General features: G+C 45.1%; 16 protein-coding genes and 3 pseudogenes. 14 read left to right on the forward strand and 5 right to left on the reverse strand.

Annotation, left to right across the window (positions count from 1 at the left end):
- From ccmD to BLO31_RS06185, 7 genes and pseudogenes are all read left to right on the forward strand, one after another.
- Positions 1–207 carry a heme exporter protein CcmD gene (gene ccmD, locus BLO31_RS06155; protein WP_070963571.1) on the forward strand — a complete coding sequence of 69 codons (207 nt, stop codon included), beginning with the start codon at positions 1–3 and terminating at the stop codon, positions 205–207.
- Positions 204–689, forward strand: a complete 486-nt coding sequence (gene ccmE, locus BLO31_RS06160) for a cytochrome c maturation protein CcmE (protein ID WP_070963573.1) — start codon at positions 204–206, stop codon at positions 687–689. Before ccmD ends, ccmE begins: the two co-directional genes overlap by 4 nt.
- Positions 686–2,652, forward strand: a pseudogene (locus BLO31_RS06165) (heme lyase CcmF/NrfE family subunit). The gene ccmE and the pseudogene BLO31_RS06165 overlap by 4 nt, the downstream one beginning before the upstream one ends.
- Complete coding sequence (locus BLO31_RS06170) at positions 2,645–3,199, forward strand: DsbE family thiol:disulfide interchange protein (RefSeq protein WP_070963575.1); 555 nt, start codon at positions 2,645–2,647, stop codon at positions 3,197–3,199. The pseudogene BLO31_RS06165 and the gene BLO31_RS06170 overlap by 8 nt, the downstream one beginning before the upstream one ends.
- Entirely contained in the window at positions 3,196–3,675 is a 480-nt protein-coding gene (locus tag BLO31_RS06175) for a cytochrome c-type biogenesis protein (RefSeq protein WP_070963577.1), read from the forward strand. The genes BLO31_RS06170 and BLO31_RS06175 overlap by 4 nt, the downstream gene beginning before the upstream one ends.
- A complete protein-coding gene (gene ccmI / locus BLO31_RS06180; protein ID WP_070963579.1) occupies positions 3,675–4,886 on the forward strand; it encodes a c-type cytochrome biogenesis protein CcmI in 1,212 nt (403 codons plus the stop codon). The genes BLO31_RS06175 and ccmI overlap by 1 nt, the downstream gene beginning before the upstream one ends.
- Positions 4,887–4,952: 66 nt before the next feature.
- Positions 4,953–5,729, forward strand: coding sequence for an MlaA family lipoprotein (locus tag BLO31_RS06185; protein WP_070963582.1), 777 nt, complete (start codon positions 4,953–4,955; stop codon positions 5,727–5,729).
- A gap of 59 nt (positions 5,730–5,788) precedes the next feature.
- Here BLO31_RS06185 and BLO31_RS06190 read toward each other — a convergent pair whose 3' ends face one another.
- The 4 genes from BLO31_RS06190 to BLO31_RS06205 all read right to left on the reverse strand — a co-directional run bounded on the left by BLO31_RS06190 (position 5,789) and on the right by BLO31_RS06205 (position 10,165).
- Positions 5,789–7,108: an outer membrane protein transport protein gene (locus BLO31_RS06190; protein WP_070963763.1), complete on the reverse strand. Its 1,320-nt coding sequence runs from the start codon at positions 7,106–7,108 to the stop codon at positions 5,789–5,791.
- Between the two features lie 292 nt (positions 7,109–7,400).
- Entirely contained in the window at positions 7,401–8,687 is a 1,287-nt protein-coding gene (locus BLO31_RS06195) for an outer membrane protein transport protein (protein WP_070963584.1), read from the reverse strand.
- A 244-nt stretch (positions 8,688–8,931) separates the two neighbouring features.
- Positions 8,932–9,666 (reverse strand): DUF3379 family protein, encoded by a 735-nt coding sequence (locus tag BLO31_RS06200; protein WP_070963586.1) that lies wholly within the window; start codon positions 9,664–9,666, stop codon positions 8,932–8,934.
- Complete coding sequence (locus tag BLO31_RS06205; protein WP_245688403.1) at positions 9,659–10,165, reverse strand: sigma-70 family RNA polymerase sigma factor; 507 nt, start codon at positions 10,163–10,165, stop codon at positions 9,659–9,661. The genes BLO31_RS06200 and BLO31_RS06205 overlap by 8 nt, the downstream gene beginning before the upstream one ends.
- A 614-nt stretch (positions 10,166–10,779) precedes the next feature.
- On the opposite strand from BLO31_RS06205, the gene fadI reads away from it, so the two are divergent.
- The 3 genes and pseudogenes from fadI to BLO31_RS06220 all read left to right on the forward strand — a co-directional run bounded on the left by fadI (position 10,780) and on the right by BLO31_RS06220 (position 14,863).
- On the forward strand, positions 10,780–12,087 hold the full coding sequence (gene fadI, locus BLO31_RS06210; protein ID WP_070963591.1) for an acetyl-CoA C-acyltransferase FadI: 1,308 nt from the start codon (positions 10,780–10,782) through the stop codon (positions 12,085–12,087).
- Positions 12,087–14,200: pseudogene (fadJ, locus tag BLO31_RS06215) on the forward strand (fatty acid oxidation complex subunit alpha FadJ). Before fadI ends, fadJ begins: the two are co-directional and overlap by 1 nt.
- Positions 14,201–14,314: 114 nt before the next feature.
- On the forward strand, positions 14,315–14,863 hold the full coding sequence (locus BLO31_RS06220; protein WP_070963594.1) for an NAD(P)H nitroreductase: 549 nt from the start codon (positions 14,315–14,317) through the stop codon (positions 14,861–14,863).
- A gap of 37 nt (positions 14,864–14,900) precedes the next feature.
- Here BLO31_RS06220 and BLO31_RS06225 read toward each other — a convergent pair whose 3' ends face one another.
- The gene (locus tag BLO31_RS06225) at positions 14,901–15,776 is read right to left on the reverse strand and encodes a LysR family transcriptional regulator (RefSeq protein ID WP_070963595.1); all 876 of its coding nucleotides are present in this window, start codon (positions 15,774–15,776) and stop codon (positions 14,901–14,903) included.
- 242 nt (positions 15,777–16,018) lie between these two features.
- Here BLO31_RS06225 and BLO31_RS06230 point away from each other — a divergent pair, with 242 nt between their 5' ends.
- The 4 genes and pseudogenes from BLO31_RS06230 to dnaX all read left to right on the forward strand — a co-directional run bounded on the left by BLO31_RS06230 (position 16,019) and on the right by dnaX (position 20,789).
- Positions 16,019–17,113, forward strand: a complete 1,095-nt coding sequence (locus BLO31_RS06230; protein WP_070963598.1) for a response regulator — start codon at positions 16,019–16,021, stop codon at positions 17,111–17,113.
- 464 nt (positions 17,114–17,577) lie between these two features.
- Positions 17,578–17,943 (forward strand): YbaN family protein, encoded by a 366-nt coding sequence (locus BLO31_RS06235; RefSeq protein ID WP_070963765.1) that lies wholly within the window; start codon positions 17,578–17,580, stop codon positions 17,941–17,943.
- A gap of 159 nt (positions 17,944–18,102) precedes the next feature.
- The gene (gene apt / locus BLO31_RS06240) at positions 18,103–18,648 is read left to right on the forward strand and encodes an adenine phosphoribosyltransferase (RefSeq protein ID WP_070963600.1); all 546 of its coding nucleotides are present in this window, start codon (positions 18,103–18,105) and stop codon (positions 18,646–18,648) included.
- 12 nt (positions 18,649–18,660) lie between these two features.
- Positions 18,661–20,789 (forward strand): annotated as a pseudogene (gene dnaX / locus BLO31_RS06245) (DNA polymerase III subunit gamma/tau).
- The last annotated feature ends 100 nt before the right edge of the window (positions 20,790–20,889 follow it).

The following is a 20,889-nucleotide window of genomic DNA, read 5'->3' on the forward strand; positions in this document are numbered from 1 at the left end:
ATGCATTTTGAATCGTTATCAGACTTTTTTGCTATGGGTGGTTACGCCTCCTACGTTTGGAGTGCTTTTGGTATCACCTTTATTGCCATGTTTGTATTGTTGTTTGTGAGCGCTCGTCGCAGCAAGTCCCTATTAAAAGAAGTAGAAGCAAAGTTAGCGCGCCAAGCTCGAATTGACGCCGCTAAAAATCTGGAGAATACCCTATGAACCCAAGACGTAAAAAGAGGCTCGGTATTGTTCTTGCCATTTTTATTGGTATGAGTGCCACCATAGGTTTAATGATTTATGCGTTAAACCAGAATATGGATCTTTTTTATACTCCCACTGAACTAGTCAATGGCAAACCAGATGGTACTAAACCTGAAGTTGGTCAACGACTTCGCATCGGTGGGATGGTGGTTGTAGGCTCGGTTAGACGAGATAGCGACTCTTTGAAGGTCTCTTTTGATCTACACGATGTTGGTCCAATTGTCACCATAGAATACGAAGGTATATTACCTGATCTTTTCCGCGAAGGTCAGGGCATCGTCGCGCAAGGCGTTTTAAAGGATGCAACAACTGTAGAAGCGTTTGAAGTTCTCGCTAAGCACGATGAAGAATACATGCCACCAGAAGTTGCTGAAGCGATGAAAAAAACTCACGCGCCGCTGCAATATTCTGAAGAGCAAAAACAGGGTAGTGGTCTATGATTGCTGAAATTGGCCATTTTGCCCTAATCGTTTCTTTGCCACTGGCATTGCTACTGAGTTTGTTGCCGCTTATTGGTGCATCCAAGAACAATACCATGCTGATGAACACGGCAAGACCTTTGTCTTGGGGGATGTTTTTACTGCTGTTGGTTTCGTTCGTTATTCTTTGCTGGGCGTTTTACGTTAACGATTTCACTCTTCAATACGTAGCGAGTAACTCGAACAGCCAACTGCCTTGGTACTATCGAATCACCGCAGTTTGGGGGGCACACGAAGGCTCTCTATTGCTTTGGGTACTCATTCAGGCTGCGTGGACGGTGGCTGTAGCAACATTTAGTCGCGGTATGCCGCAGGAAAGTGTCGCTAGGGTTTTGGCCGTCATGGGCATGATCACTGTCGGGTTCCTGCTGTTTATCATTGTTACGTCAAACCCTTTCCTAAGAACCTTACCCTACTTTCCGGTCGATGGGCGAGATCTCAACCCATTGCTTCAAGATCCGGGGTTAATTGTTCACCCACCTATGCTTTACATGGGATATGTGGGTTTTTCCGTGGCGTTCTCTTTTGCTATCGCTTCACTTATCTCAGGTCGTTTAGATACTGCATGGGCTAGATGGTCTCGCCCTTGGACAACGGCCGCATGGTTGTTCCTGACGTTGGGGATTGCGCTTGGCTCTTGGTGGGCATACTACGAATTAGGTTGGGGTGGCTGGTGGTTCTGGGATCCAGTTGAGAACGCTTCCTTTATGCCTTGGCTTGTCGGTACTGCACTTATGCACTCTTTGGCGGTAACGGAAAAAAGAGGAACCTTTAAAGCTTGGACGGTCTTACTAGCGATTTCGGCGTTTTCGTTAAGCCTTTTAGGTACCTTTTTAGTGCGATCTGGGGTTTTGGTCTCGGTTCACGCCTTTGCTTCCGATCCTGCTAGAGGCATGTTTATCCTTGGCTTCTTAGTCGTGGTCATTGGCAGTTCATTACTGCTATTTGCCTTGAGAGGAGCGTCCGTTCGCGTTCGCGGAAGCTTTGATTTGATCTCCAGAGAAAATGCATTACTTGTCAATAATGTGTTGTTGATAGCCGCTTTGGTTATCGTGCTAGTCGGAACCTTATTACCCCTAGTGCACAAGCAGATTGGTTTGGGCTCTGTATCAATTGGTGCTCCTTTCTTCGATATGCTCTTTGCATGGCTGATGATCCCTTTCTCATTCTTCTTGGGTATTGGGCCTTTGATTCGTTGGAAGCGCGATAATTTATCGAATATCGCTAAACCTATGATAGTGACAGGTATCGCTTCGCTGGTTTTGGCCGCGATCTGTGTTTACTTGTTCTCAGACTACTTCCTGTTTATGGCATATCTAGGGTGGGTAATGGCATTCTGGATTATCGGTCTGCACATCTACGAACTTCACCAGCGTGCCACTCATAGACACTCGTTTGTGGAAGGCGTCCGCAAACTGCAGCGCAGCCATTGGGCAATGATGCTTGGTCATATTGGCTTGGCGGTTACCGTGATTGGTATAGCGATGGTGCAAAATTACAGTATCGAAAGAGACGTAAGACTTGCACCTGGTGAACATTTCCAAATTCAAGGTTACGATTTTTACTTCTCTGGCCTGCGAGATAATGACGGACCTAACTATGATGGTTATATCGCCGACTTTGAAATCACGCATAATGGTCAGTATATAAATACACTTCACGCTGAAAAACGTTTCTATACGACAGCGCGTTCGATGATGACCGAAGCGGCAATCGATCGTGGAGTGACTCGTGATTTGTATATCGCTATGGGTGAACGCTTGATGACAATAAATCATGGGCGGTAAGAATTTACTACAAACCTTTTGTGCGTTGGATTTGGGCAGGTTCTCTGATCATGTCTATTGGTGGCGCTTTAGCAATTAGTGATCGCCGTTACCGTTTCCGTAAGTCTTCTAAAAAGCAAGGAGCCGCAGATGAATAAGAAAATACTCTATATTCCCCTTGTGGCTTTTATGGCGCTAGTCGCTGTGTTTGCTTTGCAACTGGCTAAGAACTCAGCGGGAGATGATCCGACTAAGCTCGAGTCGGTGTTGATTGGCAAAGAAGTACCAAAATTCAAGTTGGAAGATTTGGCCGAGCCGGGAAAACTATACGATCAAGCCATTTTTGAGGGTGAACCTCTGCTTCTCAACGTGTGGGCGACATGGTGCCCAACCTGTTACGCGGAACATCAGTACCTCAACGAGTTAGCGGCGCAAGGTGTCAAGATCATAGGCTTGAATTACAAAGATGATCGCGGTAAAGCGATTGGTTGGCTAAATGATCTCGGTAATCCCTATTTAATCAGCTTGTTTGATGGCAATGGTATGTTAGGCCTTGACCTAGGTGTCTACGGTGCGCCGGAGACCTTTTTAATCGATGCGAAAGGCGTGATTCGCTATCGCCACGTTGGTGATGTCAATCCGACTAACTGGCAGGAAAAATTGCAACCTCTGTATCAAGCAATGGTAGAGGAGGCGAAACAATGAAACGCCTTTTAATCGCTTTGTGTGTATTTCTTGCTTTTACATCGATGAGCTATGCCGCTATCGAAGTTTATGAGTTCGACTCGCTAGAGCAAGAGCAGCAGTTTAAAGAGCTTGGACATACGCTGCGTTGTCCCAAGTGTCAAAACAACACGATTTCTGATTCCAATGCCGAACTGGCTCAAGACTTGAGACAGAAAGTGTACGAAATGACGAAAGAAGGGAAGTCTAAGCAGGAAATTGTCGATTATATGATTGCTCGCTACGGCAATTTTGTTACTTACCAACCTCCATTTACCCTTGCTACGTCAGTACTTTGGTTAGGGCCCTTTGTAGTGATAGCGATTGGCTTCGGCTTTATTGTGATGAGAAGCCGACGCAAGCCATTGGCGCAAAATGACGAACAAGTGTGGGATGAAGAAAAAGAGTCTCGCTTAAAAGCACTGCTAGATGAAGAGAATGATGGAGATAAGCGGTAATGACACTATTTTGGATAGCTTCAATCATTCTGATTGTATTGAGTTGTGTGGTTGTTGCACTACCGGTTATACGTCGAAAAGAAAATGATGACGAAGCCCTTCGAGACGAGCTAAACAAAGCTTTTTACAAAGACAGATTAAGCGAGCTTGAGGAAGAGAATGACGAAGGTTTAGTGGTCAATCAGCAAGAGCTGATCGCAGAACTTAAACAGTCGTTGTTGGATGATGTTCCCAGTGAACAGATTGAAAAGAAGCAAAGTGACATCTCTCCAGCTTTCGTTTTGATACCGTCAATGCTTTTGGTGTTAGCGCTCTCTTACGGTATGTACTGGCAATTCGGTGCTGCTGACCATGTAAAACAGTGGCAAGAGGTGAGTGCGAATTTACCATCACTATCTAAAAAGTTGATGGCGCCGGAAGGCGTGATGTTAACCGATGACGAAATGGAAGATTTAACTCTAGCATTGCGTACACGGTTGCATTATCAGCCAGAAGATTCAACGGGGTGGTTGCTATTAGGTCGAGTAGCGTTGGCAAATCGAGATGTTGAAACGGCAATCGGTGCGATGAAACGGGCGTATAAAACTGAACCGGAAAGCGACGATGTTAAGCTCGGCTACGCCCAAGCGCTAATGCTGTCACACGACGATATGGACCAAGACACCGCAAGAAAGTTGTTGGGTCAACTTATCCAAAATGATTATGTCGATATTCGCGTCTTCTCTTTGTTGGCCTTTGATGCTTTTGAGCGTCAAGACTATGCTGCCGCGATTCGTTATTGGCGTGCAATGCAGCAAATGATCGGCCCACAGGACAGTCGATTTGAAATGCTAGAGCGCAGTATTCAAAATGCTGCCCAACAGATGGATGGCCCTCAAGGAGCTTCTGTATCTGTGACCATTTCTCTGGGTGAGGGTGTGCAGGTTCCTGAAAATGCGGCACTTATTGTTTCAGTGCACAATGCAGACGGCTCACCTATGCCTATAGCAGCGGCTCGATACCCAGTAGGCCAGCTACCTAGAACGGTATTACTCGACGATGGTAACAGCATGATGGAAGGTAATTCGCTGTCTCAACTGAAAGAATTACTAGTGAGAGCGAGAGTCGATCTCGACGGAAATGTAGCAACTCGCGATGGGGACTGGTTTGGAGAAAGCGAAGCGGTTAAACTAGGGGAATCAGTTGAGGTAATAATAGATAAGCAGTATTAACGATTATTTCGTTATGTTTATCTTTAAGGCCGATTCGTCGGCCTTTTTAATTGGAATAATATAATAATGCAGAGCCATAAATCATGGATGTGGCTACTTTTACTTTCATTTTCATTGTTGGGTGGATGTGCGTCTCCACCGAGTGGAAATGATGGTGATAACATCCTGTCCGACTCAGTAGATTCTCAAGTTTTTGATCCATTCGAAAGCTTCAATAGAAGCATGTGGACGTTAAACTACGAGTATCTAGACCCGTATTTTGTAAGACCAGTGTCTATCGGTTACGTTAAGTTCGTACCTAGCCCTATCCGATCGGGTATCAGCAATTTTTTGGGTAACTTAGACGAACCTGCTAGCATGATCAATAACCTATTGATGGGTAACGGTGGTAAGGCTTTAGACCACTTTAACCGCTTTTGGATAAATTCCACCTTTGGTTTACTGGGCCTCATTGATATTGCGTCGGAAGCGGGTATAACGGACCACGGAGAAAAAGAGTTTGGTGACGCGGTGGGCCATTATGGCGTCGGAGACGGACCTTATTTAATGTTACCCGGATACGGGCCAGCAACAGTTAGAGACGGTGCCGATTTTGTCGACAGTATGTACATTCCGTTGGCGTATTTGAATTTCTGGGGAGCACTCGGGAAGTGGGCGTTTGAAGGGATGGAAGCGCGAGCAGCATTGGTATCGCAAGAAGTAATGGTCGATAACTCTCCAGACCCATACGCGCTAACGCGTGAAGTCTATATTCAGCGCCAAAACTTCAAAGCTGAAATAGAAGTCAATGAGTACAATGCCGACGAAGAAGCAGAACTCGATGATCTGTTAGATGATTTTTAGAAAACCTTCCTAAATTAAAAAAGGCCTGACATATAGTCAGGCCTTGTTCGTTTAACTAGTTAAAAACGGTAGTTAGCTTGAACACCGATCAACCAAACATTACCAGTGGTTGTGCCAACAAACTGTCCGCCTACTTTTTCTGCGCTGTCATCGGAATCATAACCACGAGACTCTTTGATAGAAGCGTCTTTCGCCATGATATAGGTGATCCCCGCGTCCAGTGTTAGAGCCTTGGAAACGTCATATGTCGCACCCAGACTTAGCCATGTGCGGTCTGTTTCTGGAATCGTGATAGTTCGATTCTGATCACTGACGGCAGAAGTGTCATAAGCAATACCGGTTCGCACAGCTAGCTTAGAATCGACTTGGTAAGTCGCGCCAATGGCAAAACGATAGTTATCTTCCCAGTTCTCAACTTTCACCATCTGAGTACCGTAATTGTTTAGAACCGCTTCTAATTTCTCGAAGCTGCTCCAATCCGTCCAGTTAACCGACATGTGTAGAGCCAATGCTTCAGTCACTTGGTGGTGGCTTGCAATTTCAGCTGTTGCAGGCAGGGCAAGTGTCATAGAACCGCTGTCTTTTGCGTTTGCAAGCGCAAGCCCAAAGCCGACACCAGTAGCATACCCCTCTAGTTCCATCTCCACCTCAGATTTATAGGTAAAGCCTATACGGTGATCTGGGTTGATTTGCCATGCGGTACCAAGTTGCCAGCCAAATGCCGTGTCATCGCCTTCCATGTACTTCAACGTTGAACCGGCTGCGGGTAAAACCCCTCCAGTGATAGGTGTTGGCGTCGATGGTAAGTGGTTTGGCGTAACCGCACCAAAGTGTCCTTCACCCATTACATAGCGTAGTCCGCCGCCTAAGCTCCAATCAGCATTGAGCTGATACGCTAGGTTTAGGTTGACTTCAACAGTCTTGATCATCGCTTGGTTACCAAAGTGGCTGCCTGCAAATCCAGACTCCAACTCGGTCTCCATACCGTAGTTCGTTCCCAAAGCTAAGCCGGCAAACCACTGCTTATTGATCTGATGAGACAAGTAAAAGTTTGGAATGACAGCGCTGTTAGCAAAATCTTTTGAGCTAGCATTGTGCTGACCAAAAGTTGGATGAGAAACGGTTCCTTCTACATCTAAGTTTGGATCGACATAAATAGCGCCCGTGGATAGCTGAGTGCCTTCAAGGTAAGTGAGCATTGCCGGATTACGCCATTGAGCACTGGCGTTGTCTGCCATCGCAGCTTCGCCAGCGTACGCGCGACCTAGACCAGTAGAAGAGTACTCGGCAAGCTGAAAGCCAGCAGCAGAAACACCTGCAGATGTTAGAGCAAGCGTACTAGCAACTGTTAAAGATAGGAGAGACTTATTTGTTTTCATTGTAATGTTCGCTGAAAGTAAAATATTCAAGTGCAGAATCATAAGATTAGAGTTATTACTTTAAAAATTAAAAACACTGTATTGAACAAAAACAGAGTAAATAACCTAAATTTGATGATGGGGCAGTATATAAATCCATTTGTTAAAGGTATGTATCTTTATTTGAGCGAACACTTGTGATACGAAAAAGGCAAAATAAGGCACACCTGTGCGCCAGAAATGCGATGGTTAACGGCCGGGAAATAAAAAAGGCTGGTTATTTAACCAGCCTTTTAATCGAAAGTTCAGCAGCTTAGAAAGAGCGGCTGTATTGTAGACCAACTAGGATTGCATCGGCGTGTGTTGTGGCCGAAATAGAAGTTGCAACTGACCCTGTAGTAGGTACTTTAATCTCTTCGTTTACTTTAACATCTTTACCCATTAGGTAGGTAAAGCCAAAGTCGATATTTGACTCGTTATCAATGTGGTAAGTGAAACCAGTAGATAACCATTGGCGATCAGAATCAGGTACAGAGATAGAAGTTAGGCTATCTTGTGCACTGGTGTCGTACATGTAACCAGCACGCAAAGTCCAATCGTTATTTAGGTAGTATGTACCACCAATTGAGTAGTGCCAGCCATCTTGCCATTGGTACAACTTGTCATATGATCCACCACCCAAATTGCCAATTGGTGATGCAGCAGAGTTCAAGTTTCTAAACTCAATCTTGTCGAATGAGCTCCAACCAATGTATTGGATACTGTAGTGAACCGCAAATTGAGTATCTTCGATTTTGTGGTAACCAGAGAATTCAGCGATATCAGGTAAAGGTAAGTTGATTTCTTGTCCTTTATCGTCTTCAGCTTTGAACTCTGGGCTGTAACGATAAGCAAAACCAAATCGGTTATTTTCATCAACTTCGTAGACTGCGCCTACGTTGAAACCAAGTGCCCAGCCATCAGCTTTATCAACGTTTAGTGCATAAGGTGCGCTTCCGAATAGACCAGGGTTACCACGCTTCATGGTTCCTTGACCGTAGACTAGATCAAGGCCAGCACCAAAGCTGAGTTGATCGTTAACGCGATATGAGCCAGCTAAGCCAAAGTTAAAGCTCTTAACATCAGTTAGGCCACCGTATTCTTTAGCGATATAATCGTCACCAAATTCGGTTTTTGTTCCGAAGTTAGAATATGCGTTAACACCCCAAGCAAACTTGTCATTTACAGGAACGATTAAGTGAATGTTAGGAGCAATCGAAGTTGCACCGACATCATCTTTATCAGGAACGCTAGCGATGATAGGGGAACCACCTGATAGCACTGGAAGGTTATTTTGGTAAGTTGCATCTTTTACTTCAATAAGAGATGTAATACTTTCAAAACCTAGTGATAGTTCAGTTTTATCAAAGAGAGCCATAGCTGCAGGGTTACGAGCCATAACGGAAGCGTTATCAGCGATAACAGCATCACCAGCGAAAGCTCGGCCGATACCCGTTGCTGATTGTGCGTTTAACTGGAAACCAGCAGCGAGAGCTTGCTGAGATGCCAGTGTAATAGTCACTGCGATAAGTGATTTTTTAAACAGACGCGTGTTGTTCATTTTGCTTTTTCCTTTTTCTATTCGCCTCTAGGTGGGCGATATATTTGAGCAAAAGCTCAGTTAGTGGCTGATACTAGACGCTAGTATAGGTTATAGAAATCCGACCATTGTCTAGTTTGAATAGAAAATTGCTGAAATGATGTGCATCTGGCACGAAAATGCAGGAAAAATATTCGAATTAGAGCTAAAGCTCTAATTGATAAAGAAAATAATAGGACCCAAGTCTGTGACTCGGGCCCTATTGTTATGCGTCATTAGGCTTAATGATTTTAGCTATGTTTTCGGCGATGATTGCTACATCTTCACCCTCGTGAGCCACTAGGATTAAACTGGCGTCACCAACAGGCTCAACCACACCAATCATTCCTTTGTCGACAAAGTTGACGCTGCTCTGAGAAGAGACGCTGGTCATAAACAAGGTGACTTTGCCTTGTTTACCTTCAAAGACCATATGCAGGGCATTGGAGTCGCCAAACCCACAATGATTTAGATAGTAAACATGGTAAGGAAACTGGTTGGCGAGCTGGTAAGCAAACGGTAGCATCTTGGCGTTAATCTGGCTTAAGCTTACTTGCTCATCAATATTGGCAATAAATGCCTTTTCAGCCATAAAGTGTTCCATTGCTGTATCCGCTAAACTCGCTTGTGCTTCTGTTACTAGAAGGTTGCTCCAGTTAAGCTGGCCAGCCAACAAACCCGCCATAAAGGCAACTGATGCCGCCATTGCCATCGCTCGACGGGCAAACGTCGGTTTTACAAGGTTATTAGGTTGGCTTGAAGATGTTTGATTAAACAAAATACGGTCAGCGAGGTCGTCAGGCACGTCCACGTTCATTGCCTTGGCGATCTGTACATCTAAGTCCATAATGTCGTCGACAAACTTGCTGTTAGCTTCGCTGTTTTGCATCGCTTCAACGATGTCGCTGTCCCTTTGCTTCGGATCGGACATCACCCGACGACGGAATTCTAACTCATCCATTTTGGTGTCCTCTCTGATTAGTGTCGGAATCCAACATGTCTTTCAATTGATTTCTCGCGCGAAAGAGTCTGGTCATAACGGTGTTTTTGTTGAGCCCTAAAATATCACCTATCTCTTCACCGCTAAAGCCGCCAACGACTTGAAGAAACAGAGGCTCTCTATAATCCACATCCAGTTTCATGATTTGCATTTGTACCCACTCCGACTGATGGTGAGGGTCATCGCTGACTTTGGCATCGTTGCCAAAATCATCAATATCAACCAGATCCAATTGCTTTCTCTCGAAGCGACGCGCATTCTCACGGCGTAAAATGGTAATTAACCAAGATTTCGCTGCCTTTTCATCTTGTAAACTGTCTAGTGATTTCCAAGCTCGAAGACAGGTCTCTTGGACTAGGTCTTCCGCTATGGATTTATCTTTACACAGCCAATATGCGTATCGGTAAAGATCGCGATGGTAGGCTCTGACGAGTGCTTCGTATTTTCTTTGTCTGTCCATATCTGATTCGACCGGACTGGATGACTTTTTCTTTCCAAAAAAATTGATAACGGACACATGAGCCTCCGAATGCTCTGTGAAATTCTTTTAATTACGCGGTCTTATCGAAATTTTTGTGAGATCGCGAGCACATTGATTAATTTGGTTTTATTACCACAATTTGTTTTAAATCAAAGTACCAAGCATTCAACAACTCAATACCCAGTATAAATCAACACAAAATTGATCTAATTCAAAATCTGTCGCCTCACAGTCGTTATAGTACATCTTGTCATCTAGTTAATCCTTGTGGTTAACATGTTGAGCAAGATGACACTTCCTTTTGAAGGCTGACTTTACTTTCTCCTAATCAGGAAACTGATTATTTCAATTGGCGTAAGTTAATTGCTTTATACATTCCAACCACACATTTATGTGTGGTTTTTTTTTACCATTTTTCCAAATAATCAACATTTTAACTATAGCGAACTAAACTTACTCCGCAAGCAGTACTTCTGCGGTTACTCGGGATCATTTCCATTCCAAGTCACGTTTATTTAAACGCTCGTTTGATTTAATTAACATTTTGATTACAATGCTTGTGGTCAGACCTCTTGAGAATCAAAGGAGAAAACATGGCTAAACAGGAAGTCAAGACGCGTAGTGGAGAGCGAATAGCGATAGTGGACGGTCTGCGGACTCCATTCGCCAGACAAAGCACTGCATTTAGTCAAGTGCCAGCGGTTGATCTAGGCAAGATGGTGGTCAAAGCTTTGATGGACCGAACCGAACTCGATCCCAAACTAGTGGACCAAGTTGTGTTTGGACAAGTAGTACAAATGCCCGCAGCACCTAATATTGCGCGCGAAATTGTACTTGGCACAGGTATGGATATATCCACGGATGCTTATTCAGTAACCCGAGCGTGTGCCACTAGCTTTCAATCGGCGGTCAATGTCGCCGAGAGCATAATGGCAGGAGCCATAGATATAGGTATCGCTGGCGGGGCGGATTCTTCATCTGTACTGCCCATTGGCGTTTCCAAAAATCTGGCGGCCAATTTACTCGCTTTGAGTAAGTGCAAAACCCTTTCTCAAAAACTCAAAATAATAAAGAAACTTTCGCTTAGAGATCTAGTACCCGTTCCTCCAGCCGTTGCCGAGTATTCTACGGGCTTGTCAATGGGACAAACAGCAGAGCAAATGGCTAAAAGCCATGCTATTAGTCGCGCCGACCAAGACGCGCTGGCCCATCGTTCTCACACGCTCGCTTCACAAGCTTGGCGAGAGGGGAAGATTGAAGGCGAAGTGATGACCGCGTTTCCAGAACCATATAAGGAATGGATTGATCAAGACAACAATATTCGCCATGACTCTGCGTTAGAGGACTACAGCAAGTTAAGGCCGGCGTTTGACCGCCAGTTTGGCAGTGTAACGGCAGCGAACAGTACGCCACTTACTGATGGCGCAGCGGCTGTTGTTATGATGCGTGAAGGAAAAGCAAAAGAGTTAGGTATAGAGGTATTAGGGTACATTCGTTCCTATGCTTTTACTGCGATAGGAGTGGAAAGTGACATGTTGATGGGGCCTTCCTATGCCACACCATTGGCGCTCGATCGCGCGGGAATTTCACTTTCTGATCTTACTTTGATTGATATGCATGAGGCTTTTGCGGCTCAAGCACTTTCTAACGTTAAAATGTTTTCAAGCGATAAGTTTGCCGAGCAGTATCTAGGCCGCAGTAAGGCTATTGGTGACATCGATATGGAAAAATTTAATGTGTTGGGCGGCTCTATCGCTTACGGACACCCTTTCGCAGCGACGGGGGCACGGATGATGACGCAAACATTGCGCGAGCTGAAGCGCCGTGGTGGAGGTTTGGCACTGAATACGGCGTGTGCGGCTGGTGGCCTTGGGGCAGCTATGGTTTTGGAGGTTGAATAATGAAAGAATCAGAAGCGTTTACCTTAACCATTGACGACAACGGCCTTGCGTGGCTTTTAGTTGATGTACCCAATGAGCGAATGAATACTTTACAAGCCGCCTTTGCAGAGGAAATGTCTGAGATATTTGCCCTATTGCACGAGAAAGGTAGAGATATACAAGGGTTAATCGTCCATTCGGGGAAAGAAGACAACTTTATAGCTGGTGCAGATGTTCGCATGCTTGAAGCGTGTAAAAGCAAGGAGGAAGCCCAAGCATTAGCGGAGCAAGGACAACAATTGTTCCAACAGCTTTCTGATTTGCCTTATCCAGTGGTTGCGGCGATACACGGCCCGTGTTTGGGTGGTGGGTTAGAGTTAGCACTGGCGTGCGATTACCGTATCTGTACGGACTCAGAAAAAACTCGGCTAGGATTACCTGAAGTACAATTAGGCCTGTTGCCGGGCTCCGGTGGTACTCAAAGGTTGCGAGATTGATCGGTTTATTACCCGCATTAGACATTATTCTTACTGGCAAACAACTGAGAGCCAAAAAGGCGAAAAAACTCGGTATTGTTGACGCTTGTGTCCCAAAAAGCATCCTATTGAAGGTGGCTGAGCAGTTTATAGAGAAAGGCAAGCGTAGCAAGAAAAAGGCGTCTGCCAAAGAAGTGATCATGTCAGGGACGGGGTTAGGGCGTAAGTTAATCTTTGATCAAGCCGGCAAGAAAACAGCCAAAAAAACAAGAGGTAACTACCCAGCCACTGAGGCAATTCTCGACGTGATCCGCTCGGGCTTAGAAAAAGGGATGCAAGAAGGTCTCGCTTATGAAGCTGAGCGATTTGCAGAGCTGGTCATGACGGATGAGTCTAAGGCGCTTCGTTCAATCTTTTTTGCTACAACAGAAATGAAAAAAGAAAATGGGGCTGGCGCCGAGCCTAACAAGGTTTCCCATGTCAGTGTACTCGGTGGTGGATTGATGGGAGCGGGGATCGCTCATGTCAGTGTGGCGAAAGCAAAAGTACCAGTGAAAATTAAAGATGTGTCCAATGATGGTGCATTGAACGCGCTGCAATATAACTACAAGTTGTTTGAAAAGCAGCGAAAACGCAGGATTTTGTCGAAAGCTCAAGTTCAATCTCAGATGCTGCAATTGTCAGCAGGTACGGATTTTAGTCAGTTTAAGAGCACGGATTTAGTGATTGAAGCCGTATTTGAAGACCTTCCACTTAAGCAAAAAATGGTCGAAGATGTGGAAAATAACGCCAAAGAGGCGACTATTTTCGCAACAAACACCTCTTCTCTGCCCATTGGCCAAATCGCGTCACAAGCGAAAAGAGCCGAGCAGGTGATTGGTCTACATTATTTTAGTCCGGTAGAAAAAATGCCACTGGCGGAGGTCATTCCACACGAGGGGACTTCGGAGCAAACGATAGCAACAGTAGTAGATTTTGCTCGTCAACAAGGCAAAACGCCCATTGTGGTTAAAGACAAAGCCGGATTTTACGTCAATAGGATCCTAGCCCCATACATGAATGAGTCCGCCCACCTCCTTTTAAGTGGCGAGCCTATTGAAAGTATTGACAATGCGTTACTGGATTTTGGTTTTCCCGTTGGCCCAATTACTCTGCTCGATGAGGTGGGGGTCGATATTGGCTCCAAAATCATGCCTATCTTGGTCGAAGAGTTGGGTGAGCGATTTAAAGGTCCAGATGTTTTCGACATTCTACTCAAAGACGGTCGCAAAGGGCGCAAAAGCGGTAAAGGTTTTTATACTTATAAAGGCAAAAAGAAATCCGTTGATAGCTCGGTGTACAAAACACTGAACTTATCCCCAGAAGAGCGTTTGAGCAAGAGTGATATCGCGATGCGGTGTGTGTTACCAATGCTCAATGAAGCGGTTCGTTGTTTGGATGAAGGTATTATTCGCTCCCCAAGAGATGGCGATATTGGAGCGATCTTCGGCATCGGTTTCCCTCCCTTTTTAGGTGGTCCTTTCAGGTATATGGACAAAGTAGGGTTGGCTGAGTTAATAGAGACAATGAATACCTTTTCTGAGAAGTATGGTGAAAGGTTCGCCCCGTGCGATGGTCTCTTAACCAGAGCAGAACTTGATCAAACGTTCTACTCTTAAAACAGCCTAAAGAAGCGAGCCGCAAGGTTCGCTTTTTTAATAAAAGGGGCATAATATCAGGCAAGTAAAGTCAAAAACCGACTGGTCAAAAAAGTAAAACAATAAGGAATAAAAATGGACGCTCTCGACCTTTTATTAAATCGCCGATCCATTGCAAAGCTATCTGCTCCGGCCCCAGAAGGAAAAGTGCTAGAGAATATCATTCGCGCGGGGTTACGAGCGCCGGATCACGCTGGACTCACACCTTGGCGATTTGTCATTTCTCAGGGAGAAGGGTTAGCGAAACTGGCAGATATCTTAGTTAAGGCAGCGGAAGTGGAAAATAGTGACGATGCGGTTATTGAAAAATTGCGCAACGCACCCTATCGAGCACCTATGGTAATTACGGTTATCGCTAATGTTACCGAACATGAGAAAGTACCTGCCATAGAGCAACACCTGTCGGCCGGTTGTGCCGTACAGGCTATGCAAATGGCAGCTGTTGCCCAAGGCTTTCAAGGATTTTGGCGTTCTGGTAAATGGATGTTTCACGAAAAAGTTCGTGAAGCGTTTCACGTCCAAGGAGAAGACCAAATTGTCGGCTTCCTCTATTTAGGGACACCAGGTTGCACGCCAATGAAAGTACCAGAGCGAGAATTGAGTCAGTTCGTCGAATTTCTGTAGATGTTGTCAGCCAACAGAGGCCAGTGAAAAACTGGCCTTAATGAATATTAAAGTTGATAACAAAATCGATAAATAGACGCACTTTCTCTGGGAGGTGGTCTTTATGGTTGTACAGCATATAGATATCTCTAGGGTTGGCACTCCATTCAGGCAATACCCTAACCAAGCTTTCATCTTCAATATACTCGCGCAACATAACATCGGGCATAAGCGTAATACCTAACCCTGCAGAGCAAGCGCTGCGCACCACTTTTAAAGTATCCGCTTGGAATCGACCTTTATCGGTATTAACAACCGTTTCGCCGTTAGAGTTGGAAAGCTGCCACTTTAGCAATGGATGGCCTTTGAGAAGCGAGTGTTCGCTTAAGTCTTCAGCGTGTTTAGGCACCATGCGTTGCTTTAAGTACTCAGGGCTTGCGACAAGAATATCTTTAACCGCACCGATTTTGCGTGCAATTAGGCTAGAATCTCGTTGAGGACCGACGCGGAAAATGACATCCCACTCTGTTGGGTCAAGATTGTCAGCTTGGTTACTGGTGGTCAACTCGATCAAAATATCGGGATAAAGAGCCATAAACTCGTTGAACATCGGCATCATCATTCGCTTAGTCAGGTTTGACGGCGATGATATGCGAATTCGACCTGCGGCACCTCGGCACTCATCAGTGATCTCTTCCGCCGTATTGGCTAAGCGTTCCAACAGAGGAGAGCACTCTTGGAAAAATCGCTCTCCAGCTTCAGTCAGAGATAGCTTGCGAGCATGGCGATTGAGTAAACGCAAGTTCAAAGATTCTTCGAGCGCTTGGATTCGACGAGTGATAGTTGCAACTGGTATCATAGTTTTTCTGGAAGTTGCGGTGTAGCTCCCATTTTCAACTACTAATCGGAAAAGATTGAGATCATCTAGTTTCATTGTTTCGACACAAATGTTTACGAATTCAGATAATTTATACCTATATCAAATGTTAAAGCTTGCGTCATGTCAACAAGTCATCTGATCTAGGTCACACCATACATCTAGTGTTGAGGGAAACCCGAGGGTGGAAGATTTGTATAAAGTAGCTTTGGAGGCTACTTTTTAAGGAGCGTTTTTAAACTACCTATAAGAATAACAATAGTAATTGATGAAGTACTTGGTTGTGTGAGGCGAGGTTTATGCTTAAGACGATTGATATGGCGACAGTGACTCCGGAACGAGCAACGAGTCAGCAAAAGCTGATCCTAGTTGTAGACGATGACCCGGTTTTTCGTCGCATCACAAAAGGATATCTTGATGCGCAGGGTTACAAGGTTATCGAAGCCGAAGATGGATTTGATGGGCTTCAAAAGCTGAGAGCTTTTGAGCCAGACCTAGTCCTGTGCGACTTGTCCATGCCAGTGTTAAATGGCATAGAGTTTGTGGAAGAGGTGAGCTTAGAGTACCCCTCGCTGCCACTTATTGTTGTATCTGCAACGGAAGAGATGTCTGATGTTGCCAGAGCACTTAAATACGGAATAAAGGACTTTCTCACTAAGCCGATTAGTAATCACGACCACTTAGCCAACGCGATTGAAAATACGTTGGACGATACCGATAACCATCTGTCTGATCAAAGAGATTTCTCAAGCCAATGGTTTCGAGTCGACAGCGGAGATATGCCGGAAGAGCAAGAGCTTCACTGGCACCTTGAGTACTTGCAGCAAAACCCAAACGCAGCGCGCTCTTTGCTACAGGCATTAGCTCCGGACAAAGATTCATCGCAAGGAGACTGGAAGTGCAGTTATCGCTTGCTTCAGTCTACCGATGTTATGCCTTTAGTATTTGATTACGCGTGGTTGATCAACGGACAAATCGCCTTTTACATCGTCGACTCTAATGAAGAGTACGGTGCGGCGACCACTTTGCTTATCAGAGCGCTATTTCATGACTACTTGCGAAACCTCAAATGTTTTAATGCCGACTTAAAAGATATTGCTGAGCTTTTAGAAAAAGGGTTGAGCTGTGCAAAAAGTGTCAGCCCTGTTAACGCTATATTTGGGGTGGCGGATTTAGGTGAAGGCAAAGTTTCTCTATTACCAGCGGGGCTTGATGCACGTTGGTCGAATGGGGACCTGTCTCAGCATATTCCCGCGGGAGTAAAGCTAGGTGAAAACTGCGTGAAAAACTTTATTACCACGGATCTACCTATCCACAGTGCAGGGCAGTTGTCATTAAGCCTGATTGGTTCGAGCAGTTTTAGTCTAGATATCTATCAAGGACCCCGAGCTTAAATAAGGTTATTCAAGGTAACAAGAGGCTCGCACTATGCGGGCCTTTTTACTGCTCGAACATTTTGATTTTCCGACATTTCCTTAATATGTCGCTTAAATTTTTTTAATAAAAGAGCACCCTTATCTAGTTTAAAGAAAGAGCAATAAAGTCAATACCCACTTAGTTTGTCGGTGTTTGTACGGGATCCTTTTCGGTATAGTTTGCGACCAACAAAAAAAGCCTAGCTTGTTAACAAATAAGTTACAGCCAAAGGCGTGAATTAGTCACTTACAAAAGAGAAGCAAACCATGGCAGACAGCGACTTCAAAGAACCTTATAATATTTATTACTTTCTGGGCTTTATTGCCGTATTACTTATTCCAACATTACCGGCGACTCTGACGTGGATTCGCATTCTCAACGGATACGCTGGTTTTTAATAAACGAGGAGTGCCACATCAGTATCCGTAAGCTCGGCTTTAATATTGTAGGTGGCATCAGCTTAGTACTTGGTATTGCGGGTATCTTTCTACCCGTCTTACCCACCACACCTTTTATTTTGCTAGCCAGTGCTTGTTTTATGAGGGGGAGTCCGACTTTTCATCGCTGGCTGCATCAACACCCCACGTTTGGCCCAATGTTAGACAATTGGCACAAACACAAAGCGGTAAGTCGAAAAGTAAAGACGCGTGGAGCCGTACTTATGATCGCCAGTTTTGGCTTTTCAATCTGGGTAGTTCCTATCCTGTACGTAAAACTCGGATTAGCTTTCACTTTTGTTATCTTGTTCTGTTGGTTTATTCGCCTTCCTGTGACCGAGCGTCTTGCTCAGCAGTCAGAAAATCACTAATATTGCAGAGAAGTGTGCCCACTCTTCGAGTGGGCATTTGTATTTTAAGTATCGGTTGATAAGAGCGCTCTCTATGCTAACTTCTTGTTTGCCGATAGACATGAGTCGAAAGCTCGCTTTGGACTACTGTGATAATCACAAGCCAACCAAGATAATATTATGACAACAGATACCATCTCTTTGATTAAATCTAGTATCAAAAGCATCCCTGATTACCCAAAGCCAGGCATTCTATTTCGTGACGTAACTAGCTTGCTAGAAGACGCTCAAGCTTATCAAGCAACTATCAAACTCTTGGTTGAAAAGTACCAATCTCTTGGCTTTACCAAAGTAGTGGGCACTGAAGCGCGCGGATTTCTTTTTGGCGCACCTTTGGCATTAGAGTTAGGCATAGGTTTTGTCCCTGTTCGCAAGCCAGGTAAGTTACCTAGAGCGACAGTCGCGGAGTCGTACGAGTTAGAATACGGCGTCGATACTTTAGAGATCCATACGGACGCGATCAGCCAAGGTGACAAAGTGCTAGTGGTCGATGACCTATTGGCAACCGGCGGCACCATTGAAGCGACAACGAAACTGATCCGTCAACTTGGCGGCGAAGTAGAGCACGCTGCGTTTGTCATTAACCTTCCTGAAATCGGCGGTGACAAACGTTTGGAAAAAATGGGTCTTAACGTGTACAGCATTTGTGAGTTCGAAGGACACTAAACGGAATTATTCATGAGCTATCTTGCCTTAGCGCGAAAATGGCGACCAAGCGATTTAGCGAAGTCGTTGGTCAGTCTCATGTGCTTACTGCATTAGAGAATGCATTGGCACAAAACCGCCTCCATCACGCTTACTTGTTTAGCGGCACGCGAGGCGTGGGTAAAACTACGATTGGCCGCTTGTTTGCCAAGGGGCTAAACTGCGAAGAAGGTATTACAGCAACGCCTTGCGGAAAGTGTTCTACTTGTCGAGAGATTGACGAAGGACGCTTTGTTGACTTGTTGGAAATAGACGCCGCTTCGCGTACTAAGGTAGAAGACACAAGAGAGCTTCTGGATAACGTTCAATACAAGCCAGCACGTGGTCGATTCAAAGTTTATCTTATCGACGAAGTTCACATGCTGTCTCGTCATAGTTTCAATGCGTTGTTAAAGACCCTTGAAGAGCCGCCAGAGTATGTCAAATTTATTCTGGCGACTACCGACCCTCAGAAATTACCTGTCACCATTTTGTCTCGCTGCTTGCAGTTTCATCTCAAGCCTATTTCAGTTGATGAAATCCGCACGCACTTGGAATTCATCTTAGAGCAAGAACAGGTGAGCTTTGACCACAAAGGTTTGAGTTTACTAGCGCACGCTGCCAACGGCAGTATGCGAGATGCACAAAGCTTAGCCGATCAAGCGATTGCATTAGGCAATGGTGTGATTCAAGGTGATTTGGTTGCTCGCATGTTAGGTACGTTAGATACCGACTATGCATTACACCTTCTTGAGGCGATGGCTCATAAGCAAGTAGAACCCGTGATGACAGCGCTGGAAAGCCTAGCGCAAAACGGTGTGGAATGGGATGCTCTATTACAGCAACTTGCTACACAACTTCACCGTCTGGCGATGTATCAAGCTCTACCATCAAGTTTGGACAGAACGCAACCCGATGCGGAAAAAGTGGAGCTAATGAGCCAACACTTTACACCGCAAGAGCTTCAACTCTATTACCAAATCGTGATTAAAGGTCGAGAAGATATCGCTATTTCGCCCTCCGAACGCATTGCGATAGAAATGGTTTTGTTGCGAATGATGGCATTTAAACCTCAAAGTATTGGGGCAGAGCCAGTGGTGGTGCCAGTTCCGCAAGAGGTTAAGCAAAGTGCTCCAGTGGTATCACCACCAGCGGTAGAGCAATCGCGACCAGCTCAGGCTTCCGCTGCTATTGCCGCTCAACCTGATGTTATACCTACACAATCGGTGGTTAAGTCTGAAGAAGCTCCAATGCCTCAGGAAATGCCAATGGATCCTGAACCGGACTATGCGCCGCCACCTATGGACGTGTATACACAGCCACATATGGCAGAGCCGCCAGTTTACAACGAACCTGAACAAGTGCCCCAACAGCCCGTAGAGAGGCCAGTGGCGGCACCAACAGCCCCTACAGGTTTGAGAGGTGGTCTAAGGCATCAATTGAAGTCAAAGCGCGACAATCAGCAGTCTAAAGAAGCGCCTTCAGGAAAAAAGTTTGAAGCGACATCCGGCAAAATATCGGAGTCTGTTCTCGACCGTGTAGCACAAAAACACGGAGGTAAACGGGTGTCGCCAGTAACGGCTTCTCAAAGCGCGGAAACGCAAGAAGTCGATAATGAACCATACCAGTGGAAACCTTCAAAACCAGTTGTTAGCCAAGAGAAGCCAGAGCTGACGCCGACGCAAATCAAAAAAGCATTAGAGCACGAAAAAACGCCAGAAATGGCAAAAAAACTGCTAGATGAGTCGGTAGCAAAGGATAGCTGGGCGGCCACAATTCAAAGTTTACAGACGCCTAAGTTGGTTGAGCAGCTAGCGTTAAATTCTTGTTTCGAACAAGACGGCGATCGTATCCGACTGACTCTAAGAGCGACGCAAGGACATCTCAATACCGATAAAGCGAGAGCAGAGCTTGCGCGCGCGCTATCAGAATCTTTGGGAATTAACTGTCAATTGACGGTTGAAATTGGCGACAAAGGCGAAACGCCATTAGAGTTAAGAGATAAGCTCTATCAACAGCGACTACAACAAGCTTTTAGCAGTTTAGCGGAAGATAAAACGGTACAGTTTATCGAAAAACGCTTCTCGGCTCAGTTAGATAATGACAGTGTAAGACCAGTTTAAATCTAGCTAAAACAATAAATAGACTAAGTGATAGAAAGGGTTGAAAAATGCTATTTCACCCCAATCTAAAGTGAAACAATCAAGCTAATTAACCAGAGAG

Origin of the sequence: Vibrio sonorensis (assembly GCF_001854765.1) — a bacterium.
Taxonomy (GTDB): Bacteria; Pseudomonadota; Gammaproteobacteria; order Enterobacterales; family Vibrionaceae; genus Vibrio; species Vibrio sonorensis.